General features: G+C 63.3%; 15 protein-coding genes. 13 read left to right on the top strand and 2 right to left on the bottom strand.

All coding sequences use genetic code 11. The features are described 5' to 3' along the window. Positions 1–21: 21 nt before the first annotated feature. The 4 genes from AC1DVN_RS20015 (at position 22) to AC1DVN_RS20000 (ending at position 5,727) form a co-directional block, all read left to right on the top strand. Complete coding sequence (locus AC1DVN_RS20015) at positions 22–1,890, top strand: dynamin family protein (protein ID WP_019749378.1); 1,869 nt, start codon at positions 22–24, stop codon at positions 1,888–1,890. Continuing rightward, a complete protein-coding gene (locus AC1DVN_RS20010; protein ID WP_141487635.1) occupies positions 1,887–3,371 on the top strand; it encodes a dynamin family protein in 1,485 nt (494 codons plus the stop codon). The genes AC1DVN_RS20015 and AC1DVN_RS20010 overlap by 4 nt, the downstream gene beginning before the upstream one ends. Positions 3,372–3,475: 104 nt before the next feature. Then, complete coding sequence (locus tag AC1DVN_RS20005) at positions 3,476–5,059, top strand: MFS transporter (RefSeq protein WP_020968776.1); 1,584 nt, start codon at positions 3,476–3,478, stop codon at positions 5,057–5,059. 23 nt (positions 5,060–5,082) lie between these two features. Next, the gene (locus tag AC1DVN_RS20000) at positions 5,083–5,727 is read left to right on the top strand and encodes an FMN-dependent NADH-azoreductase (protein WP_092764968.1); all 645 of its coding nucleotides are present in this window, start codon (positions 5,083–5,085) and stop codon (positions 5,725–5,727) included. A 19-nt stretch (positions 5,728–5,746) separates the two neighbouring features. Here the strand turns inward: AC1DVN_RS20000 and AC1DVN_RS19995 are convergent, their stop codons facing one another. Further along, the gene (locus tag AC1DVN_RS19995) at positions 5,747–6,751 is read right to left on the bottom strand and encodes a TIGR03617 family F420-dependent LLM class oxidoreductase (protein WP_019749382.1); all 1,005 of its coding nucleotides are present in this window, start codon (positions 6,749–6,751) and stop codon (positions 5,747–5,749) included. Continuing rightward, entirely contained in the window at positions 6,748–7,323 is a 576-nt protein-coding gene (locus tag AC1DVN_RS19990) for a hypothetical protein (RefSeq protein WP_019749383.1), read from the bottom strand. Before AC1DVN_RS19990 ends, AC1DVN_RS19995 begins: the two co-directional genes overlap by 4 nt. A 262-nt stretch (positions 7,324–7,585) precedes the next feature. On the opposite strand from AC1DVN_RS19990, the gene dnaK reads away from it, so the two are divergent. The 9 genes from dnaK to AC1DVN_RS19945 all read left to right on the top strand — a co-directional run bounded on the left by dnaK (position 7,586) and on the right by AC1DVN_RS19945 (position 17,916). Next, positions 7,586–9,439: a molecular chaperone DnaK gene (gene dnaK / locus AC1DVN_RS19985; RefSeq protein WP_019749384.1), complete on the top strand. Its 1,854-nt coding sequence runs from the start codon at positions 7,586–7,588 to the stop codon at positions 9,437–9,439. Next, positions 9,436–10,032 carry a nucleotide exchange factor GrpE gene (gene grpE, locus AC1DVN_RS19980; RefSeq protein ID WP_019749385.1) on the top strand — a complete coding sequence of 199 codons (597 nt, stop codon included), beginning with the start codon at positions 9,436–9,438 and terminating at the stop codon, positions 10,030–10,032. The genes dnaK and grpE overlap by 4 nt, the downstream gene beginning before the upstream one ends. 22 nt (positions 10,033–10,054) lie before the next feature. Continuing rightward, positions 10,055–11,227 (top strand): molecular chaperone DnaJ, encoded by a 1,173-nt coding sequence (gene dnaJ / locus AC1DVN_RS19975; protein ID WP_019749386.1) that lies wholly within the window; start codon positions 10,055–10,057, stop codon positions 11,225–11,227. Then, complete coding sequence (locus AC1DVN_RS19970) at positions 11,224–11,634, top strand: heat shock protein transcriptional repressor HspR (protein ID WP_003944355.1); 411 nt, start codon at positions 11,224–11,226, stop codon at positions 11,632–11,634. Before dnaJ ends, AC1DVN_RS19970 begins: the two co-directional genes overlap by 4 nt. A 334-nt stretch (positions 11,635–11,968) precedes the next feature. Further along, positions 11,969–13,183: an ABC transporter substrate-binding protein gene (locus tag AC1DVN_RS19965; protein WP_019749387.1), complete on the top strand. Its 1,215-nt coding sequence runs from the start codon at positions 11,969–11,971 to the stop codon at positions 13,181–13,183. Then, a complete protein-coding gene (locus tag AC1DVN_RS19960; RefSeq protein WP_019749388.1) occupies positions 13,180–14,037 on the top strand; it encodes a branched-chain amino acid ABC transporter permease in 858 nt (285 codons plus the stop codon). Before AC1DVN_RS19965 ends, AC1DVN_RS19960 begins: the two co-directional genes overlap by 4 nt. Before the next feature lies 1 nt (position 14,038). Next, positions 14,039–15,889 carry a branched-chain amino acid ABC transporter ATP-binding protein/permease gene (locus AC1DVN_RS19955; RefSeq protein ID WP_019749389.1) on the top strand — a complete coding sequence of 617 codons (1,851 nt, stop codon included), beginning with the start codon at positions 14,039–14,041 and terminating at the stop codon, positions 15,887–15,889. Continuing rightward, entirely contained in the window at positions 15,889–16,608 is a 720-nt protein-coding gene (locus AC1DVN_RS19950; protein WP_020723665.1) for an ABC transporter ATP-binding protein, read from the top strand. Before AC1DVN_RS19955 ends, AC1DVN_RS19950 begins: the two co-directional genes overlap by 1 nt. A gap of 132 nt (positions 16,609–16,740) precedes the next feature. Further along, a complete protein-coding gene (locus AC1DVN_RS19945; RefSeq protein ID WP_024487410.1) occupies positions 16,741–17,916 on the top strand; it encodes an NADH:flavin oxidoreductase in 1,176 nt (391 codons plus the stop codon). Positions 17,917–17,960: the final 44 nt, after the last annotated feature.

Here is a 17,960-nt window from a genome sequence, read left to right as displayed (position 1 = left end):
AATTGCGGGTCAACGTAGCTCATGAGTGATTCAGCGAGTCAGGTAAGCAGTCGGAAGGCGCGCGTCGCGTCGTCGACGGCGTCGTTGCTCGAACGAACAGCCGTCGTGGCGAAGGATTTCGGGCGCACGGATCTGGTGCGCCGACTCGAGAATGCTCAGGTCAGAGTCAATGATCCGCGTATTCGTATCGTGGTGGTCGGTCCCCTCAAACAGGGCAAGAGCCAGTTCGTCAATTCTCTGCTCGGCATCGACGTGTGTTCGGTCGGTGACGACGAGACCACTGCCGTGGCGACGGTCGTGCAGTACGCGGAGACCGCGGTCGCCGAATTGATTCTCGCCGATCCGGGTGCGGCGCCCATCCGGGTGCCCCTCCCGCTCGAAGAACTGATGGGGATCACCCCGGCCACGCCTCGCGCCGAAGGGCGTGAAGTTCTGCGTGTGGAAGTGGGTGTTCCCAGTCCGCTGTTGGCCGACGGTTTGGTTCTGATCGACACCCCCGGTGTCGGTGGTCATGGAAATCCGCATGCTGCAGGAACATTGGGATTGATCACTGCGGCCGATGCCGTGTTGGTTCTGTCGGACTCCAGTCAGGAGTTCACCGAACCCGAGCTGGGATTCATCCGCCAGGTCGTCAATCTGTGTCCTGCGGTGGCCGGTCTGATCAGCAAGACCGATCTGTACCCGCACTGGCGACAGATCCTCGACGCCGATCGCGGACATCTCCAGCGCGCCGGGTTGGACCTGCCGCTCATTCCGATCTCCTCGGTACTGCGGTCGCACGCACTGAGGCTGGGGGACAAGGAACTCGAGGCGGAATCCGGATTTCTGGACCTCTATCAGTTCCTGCGGGACAACGTGGTTGCGCGTGCCGAGTCGAACACGCGACGCGCAGTTGCGATGGACGTGCGTTCCTCGGCAGCACATCTGACGTTGGAGATGGGCAGTGAGCTTGCGGCGCTGAAGGATCCGTCCACCGCTCAAGCGGCGGTCGCCGGCCTGCAGCGTGCCCGGGCAGCGGCCGAGGAACTGCACAAGAAGACCTCGCTCTGGCAACAGAGCCTCGGCGACGGCATTGCAGACCTCGCCGCCGACATCGATCACGACCTCCGGGACCGGTTGCGCCGAGTCACCCGCCAGGCCGAAGAGACGGTCGACGAAGGCGATCCAGGTAAGGACTGGGACGTAGTGGGGGAGTGGCTCGAACAGGAGATCGCCACCGCTATCGGTGACAACTTCGTGTGGGCTCACGATCGAGCTCAATGGTTGGCAGAAGTTGTGGCGCAGCACTTCGCGGAGACCGGCGACGTCGCGCTCCCGCATCTCGACGTCGCCGACACCGACGGTTTCCTGGAACCGGTTGGCGCGTTGTCGGACCTCGAATCCGGCCGTATCGGCATCACTCAGAAGGTCCTGGTCGGCATGCGCGGCTCGTACGGCGGCGTCTTGATGTTCGGCTTGATCACCACGATGATGGGCATGGCACTGGTCAACCCGATCTCCATCGGAGCCGGGGTTCTGCTGGGTACCAAGGCTTATCGCGAAGACAAACAAGCACAGGTGCTCAAGCGTCGGGCCGAGGCGAAAGCGGCTATCCGACGGTTCGCCGACGACGTCAGCTTCCAGGTGGGCAAGGAGTCGAAGGACCGCCTCCGCCTGGTGCAGCGGCTCCTGCGGGATCACTTCACCGACATCGCCGAGCAGGCGCTGCGCTCGATCAACGAATCCCTCCGCGCCACGCAGGAAGCTGCGCAGTTGGAGTCGAGCGAACACGCCGCTCGTATCAAGCGTCTGGAGACCGACATGCGCGTCGTCGCAGAGCTTGACACCGTTGCCGGAAAGCTGATCGGCGAAACTCCGGCTCCTGCTTCGGCAAAGGTGAGCAACGCATGAGTGCCACGACCGCCGTGACCGCTGTGGAGTCGGCACATGCTCTGATCGACCAGGCCAGACGGGTCTACGCGGACCAGCCGCAGACGCGAGCCCAGTTGGACGAATGCGCTGCCCGACTCGGCGAGCCACTCCGGGTGGCGCTCGCCGGCTCCCTCAAGGCGGGGAAGTCGACGCTGCTCAATTCGCTTGTCGGACAGGATATAGCGCCTACCGACGCGACGGAGTGCACGCGCGTCGTCACCTGGTATCGGAACGGGACAACGCCCCAGGTGACTGCGACGGCCGAGAACGGTGCCGAGTTCAACGTGCCGGTGACGCGCCGCGACGGCAGGCTCACGTTCGATCTGGGGGAGTACACCGCAGACTCGGTGGACCGCATCGACGTCGACTGGCCGTCTTCGGCATTGGCTCGTACGACGATCATCGACACCCCAGGTACGTCGTCGCTCTCGACCGAGGTTTCGGCCCGAACCTGGGACATGCTGGTTCCCGATGGTGGTGCGCCCGGCGCGGACGCGGTGGTCTACCTGCTGCGCGCCCTGAACGCCAGTGACATGCAGTTCCTCGGGAAGATCGCTGATCATGTCGGCGGAGAATCCGGCCCGCTCGGAGTGATCGGTGTTCTCTCGCGTGCCGACGAGGTCGGCGCAGGCAGGCTCGACGCGTTGTCTTCGGCGAAGGACGTCGCGGCACGATTTGCCGAGGAATTGGAGCGAACCGGCCTGTGCCAGTCGGTGGTTCCCGTGGCAGGTCTGCTGGCACTCGCCGCACGGACGATGCGGCAGAGCGAGTTCGCTGCCTTCTCGGCGCTCGCGCAGGTTCCATCCGAGGATCTGAGCCTGGCCTTGCTCTCCGCGGATCGTTTTGCCAGGCAGGACAGTCCGCTCCCGGTCGACGCGGCGATGCGGGCGCAATTGGCCGATCGGTTCGGGCTCTTCGGAATTCGCCTCGCCGTGACGTCGATCAAGCTGGGGGCCACTGATTCACCGTCTCTGGCCGCGGAATTGCTGGAGCGAAGCGGACTGGACGAACTTCGTCAGGTGATCGACGTTCAGTTCGGGCAGCGCGCGGATCAACTGAAATCGCACACCGCGCTGGTGACGTTGGGCCGAATCCTCGAAGCCGATCCGAGTGAGGAAGGCGATCAGATCGCGGCGGAGGCACAACGGTTGCTCGCCGACGTTCACGGTTTCCACGAACTTCGCCTGCTCGGGCGACTTCGTTCGGTACACACAGATCTGCCACCCGACGACCTGGCACAACTGCAAAGGCTGATCGGTGGCTACGGAATCCGGGCCAGTGACCGGTTGGGCTGCGAACCGGAAGAATCGCCGGAGGTGCAGCGTGCGCGGGCTACCGCGGCTGTCCGGCGATGGCGCGAGTTGTCCAGGCATCCGCTCTTCGACAGGTTCACCTCCCGCGCCTGCCTGGTTGCTGCCCGCAGCGCCGAGGGCGTCTTGGCTGAAATTGTGCCCGAATAGGGACCCGTTCACTGTGCGAGCGCTTGGAGAGGGTTCTATCTTGAGTTCGGGATGACCCGGACATAACTCCCAGGTTCGGGTCCCACCTCGATGGGAGCACGCGCATGGCGAGTGACATCAAGTCCGCTTCACCGGATCGAGCCACCCTCGTCCTGGGGACGCTCATCCTGGTCGCTGCGGTCGCGAATCTCAATCTCTCGGTCGCGAATGTCGCGCTGCCGGACATCGGGCGGGCCTTCGACGCCAGCCAGACACAACTGAACCTGATCGCGGTCGGGTACTCGTTGGGCCTGGCCGGAACGGTGCTCTACCTTGGGGCGTTGGGAGACCGATACGGCCGCAAGATGCTGCTGGTCACCGGCATGGCGCTGTCTATTCCGGCGTCGATCGTGGCTGGATTCGCCGGGAACTTCGAAGTGCTGTTCCTTGCTCGGATAGTCGGAGGCGTCTCGGCAGGTCTTGCATTCCCGACCACGCTGGCGATCATCACGGCGCTGTGGGCCGGACCGGCACGGACCAAGGCGATTGCCATGTGGTCCGCAATCGGTGGCGCGATTTCAGCACTCGGTCCGATCGTCTCGGGGGCGCTGCTCGAGCAGTTTCACTGGGGTTCGGTCTTCTTCGTCACCCTTCCGTTGGCTCTCGTGGCACTGATCTGTTCGCTGGTGTTGGTGCCCGCGCACGTCAACGAGACGACCGAGCGAGTTGATCACCTCGGCGGCATAGTGTCGATCGTCTTCATCGGGGCGCTGGTGCTGTCCATCAACTTTGCGCCGGTGAAGGGTTCGGGCACGTTGGCTCTGGTGCTCGGGGCGATAGCGGTCGTCGCGGGTATCGGGTTCTTCCTGCAACAGCGACGCGCGGTCAATCCGCTGTTCGATCTTCACGTGGCTGCGCGCCCGACCTTCTGGGTCGCGGCGGTGGGCGGGTTGGTCGTGTTCGGTTCGCTCATGGGCGCGATGTTCATCGGCCAGCAGTTCCTGCAGAACGTCCTCGGCTACTCGACGCTGGCAGCCGGTGCGGCGATCATTCCGGCTGCGCTGGCGATGGTGATCGTTGCGCCGCGCTCGGCGACCATGATCGAAAGGTACGGCGCCCGCGTCACGCTGCTCTCCGGCTACCTGTTCGTGGTTCTCGGGTTGTTTGTCGCGCTTTTCCTGTGGAACGAAAGCACACAGTATTGGCAGGTCGCGCTGGCCTATGCGCTTGTCGGGATCGGGGTCGGCCTGGCCGGCACACCGGCATCGCGTTCGCTGACCGGATCCGTTCCCGTGCACCGCGCTGGTATGGCGTCGGGAACCTCGGATTTGCAACGCGACCTGGGCGGCGCCATCATGCAGTCGATTCTCGGCGGAATACTCACGGCCGGGTACGCAAAATCGTTGGGGAATGCGATCTCGTCCTCGCCGAACGCATCCGAGGTGACTCCCGAAACTCAGGCCGCGCTCACCAAATCTTTCTCCAGCGCCGAAGTTCTCGCGGAACGCTACCCGCAATACGCGGACCAAATCATGACCGCCGCCAAAAGCGCCTTCCTGGACGGGGATACAAACGCCTACATCGCGGCGATCATCATCGTGTGTGCCGGTGCCGCGGTGGTGACGTTCTTCTATCCGCGCCGCGAGCGCGAACGTGTCCTGTTGGCGCAGTACGCGGCAGAATCCGATCTCGCCGCGGAGAAGAGTTGAGCGCGCTCTGGTACTGATGAAGGATGCCACAGCTACTTCACATTGATTCGTCTGCCGAACTCCACAACTCGACCTCTCGTGATCTCACCGCCCTGTTCGCTCAGCAGTGGTCGAACAACAGTCCGGATCACACGACGGTGACGGTGGACCTGCACCGGGATCCCTTGCCGCACCTCGCGGACGCGGCTCTGCACTATGCACCACGTTTGCGGGTCGAGGGAGAGATTCCGGATCCCGCCGCGGAAGCACTACAGGCTCGGGTCATCGAGCAACTTACCGCTGCAGACGTAGTCGTGATCGGCGCGCCGATGTACAACTGGTCGATCCCGTCCACGTTGAAGGCGTGGATAGATTACGTGCACGTCCTGGGGACTACGGTGCCTTTCGACACGCGCACTCAGCCGCTCGCAGGTAAGCCCGTGGTGATCGTGTCCAGCCGTGGGAACACCTATGCGCCGGGTTCGGGGAACGAGGCCAACGATCACACCGTCCCGCCACTCGTTCAGGTGCTCGGGGTGTCGATGGGAATGGATGTCTCCGTCATCACCGCGGAACTGACTTTGGCGCAGCGTATTCCGGCGATGGCACCGCTGATCGAGCGGGGTGACGCGAGCCTGCGTGCTGCCCGGGAGTCGTTGACCGAGCTGGCCCGTACCTTGGGGGCCTGATCAGGAAGTTCGACCAGGTTCAGGTGAGAAGCGAGATCATCGACGCCACGTCTGACGGTTCTACGTCGTAACCCGGGAAGTAGCAGCACACTTCGTCGGCATGCTCGCCGAACCGCCGCCGAATCTCGGCGGCACACTCTTCGGGGGTGCCGACGACGGCGAGTGTGGTCAGCATCGGATCGGTGATCAGTGATGCCATGTCGGCGTAACCACCTCGCTTCGACAGGGCATTGAGTTCCGGTTGGACCTCGCCCCACCCTTCGACGTCGAGCACCGGACGGTATGCGGGCGTCGAACCGTAGAACGAGAGCAGGGCTCGGACGCCTCGGGCGGCCGCGGCAAGTTGATCGTCGCCGCGGCCGACGCCGACGATGACCTGCGGGATGATCGTGAATTCGTCTCGGGTGCGGCCGGATTCACGGAGGCCGGCATCGACGGCCGGAAGTGTTCGTTCGAGGAAATGGCGTTGCGTGTGGAACGGCATGACCAGGAGTCCGTCGGCCACCTCCGCCGCCGTCCGGGTCATCACCGGTCCGAGCGCACCCATCAGGATGGGCGGCGGTCCATAGGGATTGGGGCCTGGATCGAACGTCGGGGGCATCAGAGTGTGGGTGAAGAACTCGCCGCGGAAGTTCAGCGTCGAGGTGTTCTCCCACGCCGTGAAGATCGCCTTGACCGCTGCGACCGTCTCCTTCATGCGGGCCGCTGGACGCGACCACGTTGCGCTGTAGCGTTTTTCGATGTGCGGTTTGATCTGCGATCCGAGACCGAGGCGAAAGTGGCCGCGACTGAGCAACTGTAGGTCGTTGGCCGAATGCGCCAGATGCATGGGACTGCGGGGGAATGCGATGGCGACGTTGGTCATCAGGTCGAGGTCGACGGCCGATGCCGCTTCGACGAGCGGGAAGAACACGTCGTGTGGTCCCTCGAAGGTGAACAGGCCACCGGCGCCGGTCTCCGCGAGTTCGCGGCTGCGAGCAGCGCCCGCGCCCGGCGCGGAGTCGAGTTGTACGTGAACCTTCATCGGCGTACTCGCAGCCAGGTGCTGACACCGGGAGCAAACGGAGCGATCGCCGCCACTGCAACAAGGACGCAGTAGAGAATCGGACCCCATCTCAGAACTCCGGCGCCGATATCCGCAGCGCCGTCGACCAGAGACATGAAGCCGAGCCCGGCCGCGATGCTGAGGGCTCCGACGATCGCCGTCATCACCCGCCCGGCGTTCTTGCGGGCACGGAGGAGTTGAAGGCTCATGAGTGCGAGCAGGATCAGGACGAGAGCGCCGCCGCCACTGCCGGCCAGGACGACCGTCACGGCATCGGAGATGTCGGTGGACGAGTATCCGGGATTGTCGCGCGCAGTCGATTCTTCGAGGGCTGACCGGACGTCGTCGAGGCTGGTGACTACCACTCCGGCGATACCGGCCAGGACGACGAACGAGCCGATCCAGGCAGAGGTGGACAAGGTCACGGCCTTGGGCATCTCGTCGTTCGCTGCAGGTCGGAGCGGCCGAACCGAGACGTCGGGTCGCTCGGGTGCGGGGCGCGCCGGCGCCGGTCGAGCAGGTCGAACGGGAGAATTGTCGGGATCGGTCACCGGCCGATCGTAGCCATTCGGAGAGATTCGGAAGTGATGTGGCGCACTTTTTCGGCTTTTCGGGGAAGGCGGGAACAAATCTACGTGGGCTGTAGTTGACCATTTCGACAAGCTTGAGCGCCCTCGGCTCAACTTCAAGTTGACTCCCGGCCACGGTCGGAGGCAAACTTGAGCGGAGGACGCTCACCAAGCGAAAAACTCGCGGTCATGTTCGAGATCAACCACTCGGGCAGAGAACCGCAGAACGAAAGGTAGGAACACTATGGCTCGTGCAGTCGGTATCGATCTCGGTACGACCAACTCGGTAGTTGCAGTGCTGGAGGGCGGCGAGCCCGTAGTGGTCGCCAACGCCGAAGGCTCACGTACCACCCCCTCGGTGGTCGCATTTGCCAAGAACGGCGAGGTTCTCGTCGGTCAGCCCGCGAAGAACCAGGCAGTCACGAACGTCGACCGCACCCTCCGCTCCGTCAAGCGCCACATCGGCACTGACTGGAACGTGGAAATCGACGGCAAGAAGTACACGCCGCAGGAAATCAGCGCCCGCACGCTCATGAAGCTCAAGCGTGACGCGGAGGCTTACCTCGGCGAAGACATCACCGACGCCGTCATCACCGTCCCCGCATACTTCGAGGACGCACAGCGTCAGGCAACCAAGGAAGCCGGCCAGATCGCCGGCCTCAACGTCCTTCGTATCGTCAACGAGCCCACCGCGGCTGCACTGGCATACGGACTGGACAAGGGTGACACCGAGCAGACCATTCTGGTCTTCGACCTCGGTGGCGGCACCTTCGACGTCTCCCTGCTCGAAATCGGCGACGGCGTCGTCGAGGTTCGCGCAACCTCCGGTGACAACCACCTCGGTGGCGACGACTGGGACGAGCGCGTCGTCGCTTGGCTGGTCGACAAGTTCAAGGCTCAGAACGGCATCGATCTGACCAAGGACAAGATGGCCCTGCAGCGTCTGCGTGAGGCTGCGGAGAAGGCGAAGATCGAGCTCTCCAGCTCGCAGAGCACCTCCATCAACCTCCCGTACATCACGGTCGACGCGGACAAGAACCCGCTCTTCCTGGACGAGCAGCTCTCCCGCAGCGAGTTCCAGAAGATCACCTCGGACCTGCTCGATCGCACCCGTGCGCCGTTCCAGGCAGTGATCAAGGACAGCGGAATCGCCGTCAAGGACATCGACCATGTCGTGCTCGTCGGTGGCTCCACCCGTATGCCGGCAGTCTCCGATCTGGTTCGTGAACTGACCGGTGGCCGTGAGCCCAACAAGGGTGTCAACCCGGACGAGGTCGTCGCAGTCGGCGCCGCACTCCAAGCCGGCGTGCTCAAGGGCGAGGTCAAGGACGTTCTGCTCCTCGACGTCACGCCGCTTTCCCTCGGTATCGAAACCAAGGGTGGCGTGATGACCAAGCTCATCGAGCGCAACACCACCATCCCCACGAAGCGTTCCGAGACCTTCACCACCGCTGACGACAATCAGCCTTCGGTGCAGATCCAGGTCTTCCAGGGTGAGCGCGAAATCGCTTCGCACAACAAGCTGCTCGGCTCCTTCGAGCTCACCGATCTGCCGCCCGCCCCGCGTGGCGTTCCGCAGATCGAGGTCACCTTCGACATCGACGCCAACGGCATCGTGCACGTGACGGCGAAGGACAAGGGCACCGGCAAGGAAAACACGATCAAGATCCAGGACGGCTCCGGTCTGTCCAAGGAAGAGATCGAGCGCATGGTCAAGGACGCCGAGGCTCACGCCGAGGAAGACAAGGCACGTCGCGAAGAGGCAGAGGTCCGCAACCAGGCCGAGTCGCTGGTCCACCAGACGGAGAAGTTCGTCAAGGAGCAGCGTGAAGGTGAGAACGCGGGCAAGGTCTCCGAGGAGATCCTGACCAAGGTCGAGGCAGCGGTCAAGGACGTCAACGACGCCCTGGCAGGCACCGACATCGCTGCAGTGAAGACCGCAGTGGAGAAGCTGGGCACCGAGTCGCAGGCTCTGGGCCAGGCCATCTACGAGGCTTCCGCTGCAAACGAGGCCGGAAACACCGACGGCGCAGGCAATGACGACGACGTCGTCGACGCCGAGGTTGTCGACGAGCCCACCGACTCGGACAAGAAGTGACCTCGGACAACTCCGAGAACAACCCGGTCGACCCCGAGACCGGTGCACAGGGAGAGGCGGCGGGGGAATCCCTGCCGCCGCTCGACTCGGAAGACACAGGGGTAGTTCAGGAAGCAGAGTCGATCGTGGAGGAAGCATCCGCCACCGATCAGCTCGCCGAACGAACTGCGGATCTGCAGCGACTTCAGGCGGAGTTCACCAACTACCGTCGTCGCGTCGAGCGTGACAAGCAGGTCATCAAGGAAACCGCGCGCGCTTCGGTCATCACCGAACTCATCGGAATCCTCGACGACCTGGATCGCGCTCGGGCACACGGTGACCTCGAATCAGGTCCACTGCGTGCACTCGCGGACAAGCTCAACACGACCCTGACGGGTCTGGGTTTGACCGACTTCGGTAACGAGGGCGACGATTTCGATCCCGCACTCCACGAAGCGGTGCAGCATGAAGGCGAAGGCCACGACCCCGTACTCGGGACGGTCATGCGCAAGGGTTACAAGCTCGGCGACCGGGTCCTTCGGACCGCAATGGTGGCCGTGACGGACCGGGTAGGCGACAAGCCTGCAGACGGTTCAGAACAAGAAGCGAAGTAAGAGTGAGAGGAGGAGACGCCCAGTGAGTCAACGGGAGTGGATCGAGAAGGACTTCTACAAGGAGCTGGGCGTCTCGTCCACCGCGACGGCCGACGAAATCAAGAAGGCGTATCGCAAGCTGGCCCGGGATCTTCATCCCGACGCCAACCCTGACGATGCGAAGGCCGAAGAGCGTTTCAAGTCCGTCAGTGAAGCTCATGCCGTTCTGTCTGATCCGGACAAGCGCAAGGAGTACGACGAGGCCAGGCGCCTCTTTGCCAGCGGAGGCTTCGGTCCCCGTGCGCAAGGTGGCGGTGGATTCAACCCCGGCGCTGGTGGTTTCGACATCAACGACCTGTTCGGCGGCGGTGCCGGCGGGCAGGACTCGGGTCTCGGAGACATCTTCGGCGGATTGTTCAATCGTGGGGGAGCGGGCCAGCGCACAGCTGCGCCCAACCGCCCGCGTCGAGGCAAGGACCTCGAGACCGAGACGACGCTCGCCTTCCGCGAAGCGGCGCTCGGTGTCACCGTCCCACTTCGTCTGACCAGCCCGACGTCGTGCACCACGTGTCACGGCAGCGGCGCAAAGCCGGGTACCAGCCCGCGAGTGTGCCCGCATTGCAACGGAACCGGCGTGGTCAGCCGCAACCAGGGCGCATTCGGATTCAGTGAGCCGTGTGACGACTGCCGGGGAACCGGCTCGATCATCGACTCGCCTTGCGAGGACTGCCACGGTAGCGGCGTCACCAACCGGACACGGACCATCACGGTTCGCGTGCCGGCAGGCGTGAGCGACGGTCAGAAAATCAGACTCAAGGGCAAGGGCGAAGCGGGTCTCCGCGGAGCTCCGGCGGGTGACCTGTTCGTCAACATCCGCGTCAAGCCGGACAATGTCTTCGGCCGTAACGGCGACGATCTGACGCTGACGGTTCCGGTGAGCTACGGCGAACTGGTGCTCGGGACGACACTGTCCGTGCCGACCCTGGACGGCCGTGTCGGAGTGAAGGTTCCGGCCGGAACGGTGGACGGACGCATTCTGCGAGTTCGCGGACGCGGCATCCCCAAGCGTCCCGAGGGGGCAGGCGACCTTCTGGTCACCGTCAAGGTATCCGTCCCGCAGAAGTTGGACGACCCGGCGATCGAAGCGCTGAAGACCTATCTCGAAGCCGAGAAGGCGAGCGGGTTCGATCCACGGGCCGGGTGGGCCGGTGCATGATGACCGAACGACCGCAGAATCAATGGGATGCGACGGTCGATCCTGACGCCCAGATCTTCGTGATCTCGGTGGCAGCCGAGTTGGCCGGAATGCATGCGCAGACCTTGCGTAACTACGATCGACTCGGTTTGGTCACCCCTCACCGAACCACTGGTGGCGGACGACGCTACTCCCCGCGTGATGTTGCGCTTCTGCGTGAAGTACAACGGCTTTCGCAGGACGAGGGCGTCAACCTCGCCGGAATCAAACGGATCATCGAACTGACCAACCAGGTCGAGGCTCTGCAGCATCGCGTCCGCGAACTGGCCGAGGAAATCGCGAAAGTCCATGCGGGCTATCGCCGGGACCTCGTTCCGATTCCACGTAACAACGCGTTGGTGGTTTGGAAGCCACGAAACCAGCGATAGTTCAGACCTTTACGCAAACGGCTCCACGCCCTGCTCGGATTCACCTCATCGAATCCCGCAGGGCGTGGGGCCGTTTTGGCGTTTCCACCCAGCGGGAATCGGTCTGTCGAGGCCGCCCGAATATGCATAGCGTCCGCTTCCATGACTCCTCTTTTGTGCGTTTGACGTTATCCAGATCACATTCTATGCTCCAACCCAAGCAACTGCTTGCTAGATCATCAAGCGGGTGCTTGGTTGGCTGGTGCTCGAAATCAGGCGTTCCCACCGGCCGATCCTTCTTTCGTCAGGTATTCGCCTGACGTTCGGTGCATACATGTGTTCTAGGAGTGCAGACATGAATCGTCGGCCCATTCTTGTTGCGGCAGTTGCCGTGACGGCTCTGGCTCTCGCGGGGTGTAGTGGTTCTTCGGAGTCCGAAGGTGGCGCGGATTCGCCGTACCGCGTCCTGCTGACCGGCGGGATCAGTGCGCAGGGTGTTCTCGCGGCGAACTCGCAGACTTCCCTGCTGGCCACGAAGGCCGGCGTTCAGGTCCAGAACGAGGCCGGGGGCATCGGCGGCCGTCAGATCGAGCTCACCACTGTCGATGACGCGGGTGATGCAACCATCGCTGTCACCAAGCTGCGCGAAGCCATCAACTCGGGGAACAAGCCTGACCTCTACCTCAACTCGGGTCCTTCGTCGATCGCGGCTGCGGTTCTCCCGATCCTCAAGCAGAACAACATCCTCTCGCTGAGCATGGCGCCTTCTCCCGATTCCACGGACCCCTCGAAGTTCCCGCTGAACTTCGACCTGGCTCCGGGCGCGACCGACACCGCTCGCGGCATCTCCGAGTATGCAAAGACCAAGGGCTACAGCAGCGTCGGAGTCCTGCACGGTAGTACCGCTTACGGTGAACTCTTCGGCGAGGAGATGACCGGTGCGCTCGAGAAGGTCGGTCTGAAGGCTGCCGGCAACGAAGAATACGACGCCGCTGCTCTGGACATGACGGCGCAGTTGCAGTCCCTCAAGAATGCCGGTGCAACGGCAATCGCGTTGGACGCGTACGGCGCCCCGCTCGGATACGTGTTGCAGAGCCTGGAGCGACTCGGCTGGGACGTGCCGTTGATCGGCAACACGTCGGTCTCTGCCACTAACCTCATCGCCAATGATCCGCCCGCCGGTGTGCTCGGCACCCCGCAGGTGAAGAACCTGGTGACGCAGGTGTTCACCAGCACGGTGTTCGATCCGAACAACGCGCTCGTCAACACGATGGTGGACACGATGGCGTCGCTGGGCTCGATCCCGTCGACGCTGATCCTCGCGGACAACTACGACGCATTCCCCCTCGTCGCGGCAGCAGCGGAGAAGGTCGGCAGTTCGACCGATCCGAAGAAACTCGCCGAAGCACTGGAAACCGCAGAGGTTCAGGAGAATGCCAAGACCGCATTCCTCTCGCGCTACAACTTCAGCTCTGACAACCACGGCCCGAACCCGGATACCAGTGAGCTGAAGTTCATCAGCCCGACGAAGATCCTCAACGGTCAGTTCGGAAACCCGGCTGCGTCATGACCATTCTGTGGTCCGGATTGGCGCTCGGCGCGGTCTACGTGCTGGTTGCCATCGGGTACAACATCGTTTTCGTTTCCTCCAACACGTTCAACTTCGCTCAAGCTCAGCTGATGATGGTGGGCACTTTCGTCGCCTACACGGGTCTCGTGACCCTGAAACTTCCCGTTCTCGTGGTGGCCGTCATGGCAACCGTGACCGTGATGCTCCTCGCCTCGGTCGAGGAGATCGTCGCGATCAGACCGGTGGCCGATCACCAGAACCAGCTGGTCACCACGCTTGGCGTTGCCACGCTGCTCAATGGTGCAACTCAATTGATTTGGGGTAGTGAACCTCTCACGGTTCCGTTCTTCGGATCGAACGAACCGATCACCCTACTCGGCGGCCGTACCTACCCGGTGGAGATCGCTCTGCTTGTTGCGGCTATTGCACTGGTCATCGGGTTGAGTTACGTCTCGAAGAAGACCATGACGGGTCTGGCTCTGATCGGCATCTCCGAGGATCGTGAAGCGGCGATGCTGCGAGGAGTCAATGTACGACGGTTGGCGCTGGGTGCGTTTGCCTTCTCGGGTGCATTGGCCGGTGTCCTCGGACTCCTTGTCGGCCCCAAGACGTTTGCAGTTGCGACGTTGGGTGCCGCGCTGGCCCTCAAGGGATTCGTGGCGTTGGCGATCGGCGGGTTCGGCTCTCTGCCAGGCGCTTTGATCGGCGGCCTGACCGTCGGCCTGGTGGAATCGTTCACCGCCCTGTGGGCGGGAAGTCAGTACAGCAATATCGCCGTCTTCACGGTGCTGATCATCATCTTGATGGTCAAACCTGCCGGCTTGTTCGGCAACGTCCGAGAACGGGTGGTGTGAAATGGTAAGCGCGTGGCGGACTTTCCGTTCCCTTCCGAGTTGGATCATCCCGCTGGTCCTGGCGGTAGTGATCTTGCTGCTGCCCGTGATGGGGCTCGACCTGTCGACATCACGGCAGATTCAATTGGCCTGCATCCTGGCACTTGTGGTCAGCGGCCTGAACCTGAGCCTCGGCTTTGCCGGTGAACTGGCGCTCGGCCAGGCCGCGATGTACGCGGCGGGTGCATACACCGCGGGTCTGATGTCCCAGGCCGGTCACACCGACATCCTGGTCCAGCTCGCTGCGGCCGGTGCCGTGGCATTGGGCGTCGGCATCTTGACTGGCGTTCCCGGTCTGCGACTGGGCAACTGGTCCCTGGCGATGACGTCGTTCTTCCTGGTGCTGCTCGTGCCGGACGTACTGGCGATCTTCGGCGGCAAGACCGGCGGCCGAAACGGCCTCACCGGTATGGAGCCGCCGACGCTCTTCGGCTCCGAACTCGACACCCAGCAGTACTACATGGTGGTTGTCGTGGTGACCGTCCTCTGGTTCGCGGTGATGCGCAACCTGGTGGTCTCGCGTCACGGCATCGCGTTCCGCACGCTCAAGCAGTCGCCGGTGCTGGCGTCGTCGCAGGGTGTGTCGGTGTTCCGGATGAAACTGCTCGGCTATGCGATCGGTGCGTTCCCGGCCGGTCTGGCGGGTGCGTTGTTCGCCAATACCGACCTGTTCATCTCGCCGGAAGCCTTCGGGTTCACCTTTGCCACAGCGGTTCTGGCGGCATCCATTCTGGGCGGGGCGGCAAGTGTGTACGGCGCCGTAGTCGGTGCCGCGATCATGCAGCTCGGCCCCAACCAGTCGACGGCATTTCAGGAATACTCGCTGATCTTCTACGGGGGCTTCCTGATCATCGGCGGTGTGCTGCTCTCGGGTGGTCTGACCAAGGTCGGGCGAGCGATCGTCTCGAAACTCGATCGCAGGGCCGGCCTGGGCGTAGTCACCGCAAAGGAAAACAGCGGCGGAACACCGGAGCTGGCGCCGATCAACGGCGCACGGTTGGTGGTCGACGGAGTGTCCAAGGCATTCGGTGGCAACCAGGCGCTCAATGCGGCAACCCTGACCGCAGAGGCCGGTAAGGTCACCGCGTTGATCGGGCCAAACGGTTCGGGTAAGACGACCATGCTCAACATGATCTGCGGGTTCTACACCGCGGACGCCGGCGTGATCACAATCGGCGACACGGTGGTCTCGCAGTCGTCGCCGCACAAGGTGGCGCGCGTGGGTGTGGCGCGGACGTTCCAAACTCCGACGATTCCGGAGAACATCACGGTTCTGGAAGCTGTTGCATCCGGACGGTATTCGGTGCACCGCGCGTCGATGGCGTCGGCTGTGCTTCGCCTGCCCAGCTTCCGCAGGATCGCGAAGGCCGACATCGTCGAGGCCGAGCGTGTTCTCGAGCTCGTGGGGATGTCGCACCTGCGCAACGAGATCGCGACGTCGCTGCCCCTGGGGATGCGTCGCATGCTCGAAGTTGCTCGCGCCGTCATCGCCGAGCCGAGGGTCGTACTCTTCGACGAGGTTGCGTCCGGACTCGACGAGGACGAACTCGAACGCCTGGCAGACCTGATCCGGGTACTGCGAGATGCCGGGGCCACAGTGGTGTTGGTGGAGCACAACTTCCGCCTCGTGCTCTCGCTGGCCGACGAGATCGTGGTACTGGCGCAGGGGCAGGTGATCGCCACCGGCGATGCGGCGACGATCGAACATCACCCGCGCGTATTGAGCGAATACCTCGGAGTCAAGTCCGGTGATGAGGATGCGCTGCTCGAAGAAATCGGCGCGGTAGACCATCAGACCAGCGAGGTGAAGTGATGGAACCGATTCTGAAGGTCCGTAACCTGCAGACCGGGTACGGCGATCTGCGCGTCGTCTGGGATGTCTCGTTCGACGTCTATCCCGGTCAGGTGACAGCCCTGCTCGGACGCAACGGTGCAGGCAAGACGAGCACGCTCCGTGCTCTGTCCGGCCTCAACAAGGTGGCCTCTGGAACCGTCGAAATGGACGGTGCCGACATCACCGGAGTTCCCGCCCACAAGCGGGTGCGGCAGGGTATGGCGTACGTGCAGGAGGGTAAGCGGGTCTTTCACAAGCAGACCGTCGAGCAGAACCTTCTGCTGGGCGGGTACACCCGCAAGGCAAAGCGCGGCGAGCTGATGGAATCCGTCGAGTCCATGTACGAGATGTTCCCGATCCTGGGGGAGAAGCGTGCGCTTCCCGCCGGTTCCATGTCGGGCGGTCAGCAGCAGATGCTCGCGATCGGCGCAGCGCTGATGGCGCAGCCGCGGTTGCTCCTTCTCGACGAACCGTCGGGCGGGCTGGCTCCGGTGATCGTCGGTGAGGTGATGGACCGCGTCCAGCAGCTCAAGGAAACCGGCCTGGCTGTTCTGCTGGTGGAGCAGGCAGTGGAGGCCGCGATGAGCGTCGCCGATCACGTGACGGTCCTCGACATCGGCAAGGTGGTCCTCGACGCCGACGCCAAGGACATCGACGACCTGGCAGTGCTCAAGGACGCGTACTTCGGACGCATCTGATCTGCAGCGATGTCACTTCAGCCCGGCCACGTAGGCCGGGCTGAAGTTGTTTTCCCGCTCCGTGGCACGGGGGCTGGCCAGCTCTGGACCATCGATCTACCGTCCAGCAAACAACCCCTGCGAGAGGCAAACTTGATGACTGCTCCCGACGTGCTCGCCCCGGCAAAGCTGGGCCCGGTGACCTTGCGAAATCGAATCATCAAGTCCGCGACATTCGAAGGCAAAACTCCCGACGCCCTGGTCACCGACGAGCTGATCGAGTTCCATCGCCGCCCGGCAGCCGGCGGAGTCGGGATGTCCACCGTCGCGTATTGCGCCGTCGCACCGGAAGGGCGCACCGAATACGGCCAGCTGTGGATGCGGCCCGATGCCCTCCCCGGACTGCGACGACTCACCGATGCCATTCACGCCGAAGGGGCAGCAGCATCGGCGCAGCTCGGGCACGCCGGCCCCGTCGCGAATCAGAAGTCGACCGGACTGCCTGCGCTGGCACCGTCGAGTTCGTTCAATCCGTTGAGCATGAGGATGATTCGCACTGCCACCACAGCGGACATCACCAGAATTGCGGCGGCGCACGGGAGCGCTGCGCGACTTGCCGTCGAGGCAGGATTCGACGCCGTCGAGATCCACTTCGGCCACAACTATTTCGCGAGCTCGTTCCTGAGTCCGAAATTGAACCGTCGTAAGGATTCTTACGGCGGATCGCTCGAGAATCGGGCTCGCGTCGTACTCGAAACTGCGCGCAGTGTGCGCGATGCAGTCGGCGACAAGATCGCGATCTTGGCCAAGCTGAACATGGACGACGGTGTGCCAGGCGGATTCTGGGTGGACGAAGCAATCCAGGTGGCGCAGTGGCTCGAGGCATCCGGAAGTGTCGATGCGCTCGAGTTGACGATGGGTAGCTCACTGCTCAACCCGATGTACCTGTTCAAGGGCGATGCGCCGATCCGCGAGTTTGCCGCCGCGATGCCCCAGCCTGTTCGACTCGGTGTGCAGTTGGTGGGCAAGAGCATGTTGCATGCCTATCCGTACAAGCCGCTGTTCATGCTGGAAGAGGCTCGCCAGATCCGTGCTGCGGTGAAGCTGCCGCTCGTGCTGCTCGGCGGTGTCACGGACAAAGCGGGCATGGATACCGCAATGGCGGAAGGGTTCGAGTTCGTCGCCATGGCACGGGCACTGCTCAGAGAACCGGATCTGATCAATCGGATCGCAGCCGAATCCGATACCCAATCACTGTGCATCCACTGCAACAAGTGCATGCCTACGATCTTCAGTGGTGCCCGCTGCGTGTTGGTCGAACGCGTCTGAGCTGGTCAGCGCACACCACGTCCCGACATCCATGCGGATACCGG

The sequence above is a fragment of the Rhodococcus sp. P4_E4 genome (assembly GCF_056401575.1).
This window is presented reverse-complemented; position numbering and strand designations above follow the sequence as displayed.

What these genes read in the sequence shown, in the direction of transcription:
- AC1DVN_RS20015 (WP_019749378.1), top strand. Translation starts at nt 22, where the DNA reads ATGAGTGATTCAGCGAGTCAGGTAAGCAGTCGGAAGGCGCGCGTCGCG.
- AC1DVN_RS20010 (WP_141487635.1), top strand. Translation starts at nt 1,887, where the DNA reads ATGAGTGCCACGACCGCCGTGACCGCTGTGGAGTCGGCACATGCTCTG.
- AC1DVN_RS20005 (WP_020968776.1), top strand. Translation starts at nt 3,476, where the DNA reads ATGGCGAGTGACATCAAGTCCGCTTCACCGGATCGAGCCACCCTCGTC.
- AC1DVN_RS20000 (WP_092764968.1), top strand. Translation starts at nt 5,083, where the DNA reads ATGCCACAGCTACTTCACATTGATTCGTCTGCCGAACTCCACAACTCG.
- AC1DVN_RS19995 (WP_019749382.1), bottom strand. Translation starts at nt 6,751, where the DNA reads ATGAAGGTTCACGTACAACTCGACTCCGCGCCGGGCGCGGGCGCTGCT.
- dnaK (WP_019749384.1), top strand. Translation starts at nt 7,586, where the DNA reads ATGGCTCGTGCAGTCGGTATCGATCTCGGTACGACCAACTCGGTAGTT.
- AC1DVN_RS19970 (WP_003944355.1), top strand. Translation starts at nt 11,224, where the DNA reads ATGATGACCGAACGACCGCAGAATCAATGGGATGCGACGGTCGATCCT.
- AC1DVN_RS19965 (WP_019749387.1), top strand. Translation starts at nt 11,969, where the DNA reads ATGAATCGTCGGCCCATTCTTGTTGCGGCAGTTGCCGTGACGGCTCTG.
- AC1DVN_RS19960 (WP_019749388.1), top strand. Translation starts at nt 13,180, where the DNA reads ATGACCATTCTGTGGTCCGGATTGGCGCTCGGCGCGGTCTACGTGCTG.
- AC1DVN_RS19955 (WP_019749389.1), top strand. Translation starts at nt 14,039, where the DNA reads ATGGTAAGCGCGTGGCGGACTTTCCGTTCCCTTCCGAGTTGGATCATC.
- AC1DVN_RS19950 (WP_020723665.1), top strand. Translation starts at nt 15,889, where the DNA reads ATGGAACCGATTCTGAAGGTCCGTAACCTGCAGACCGGGTACGGCGAT.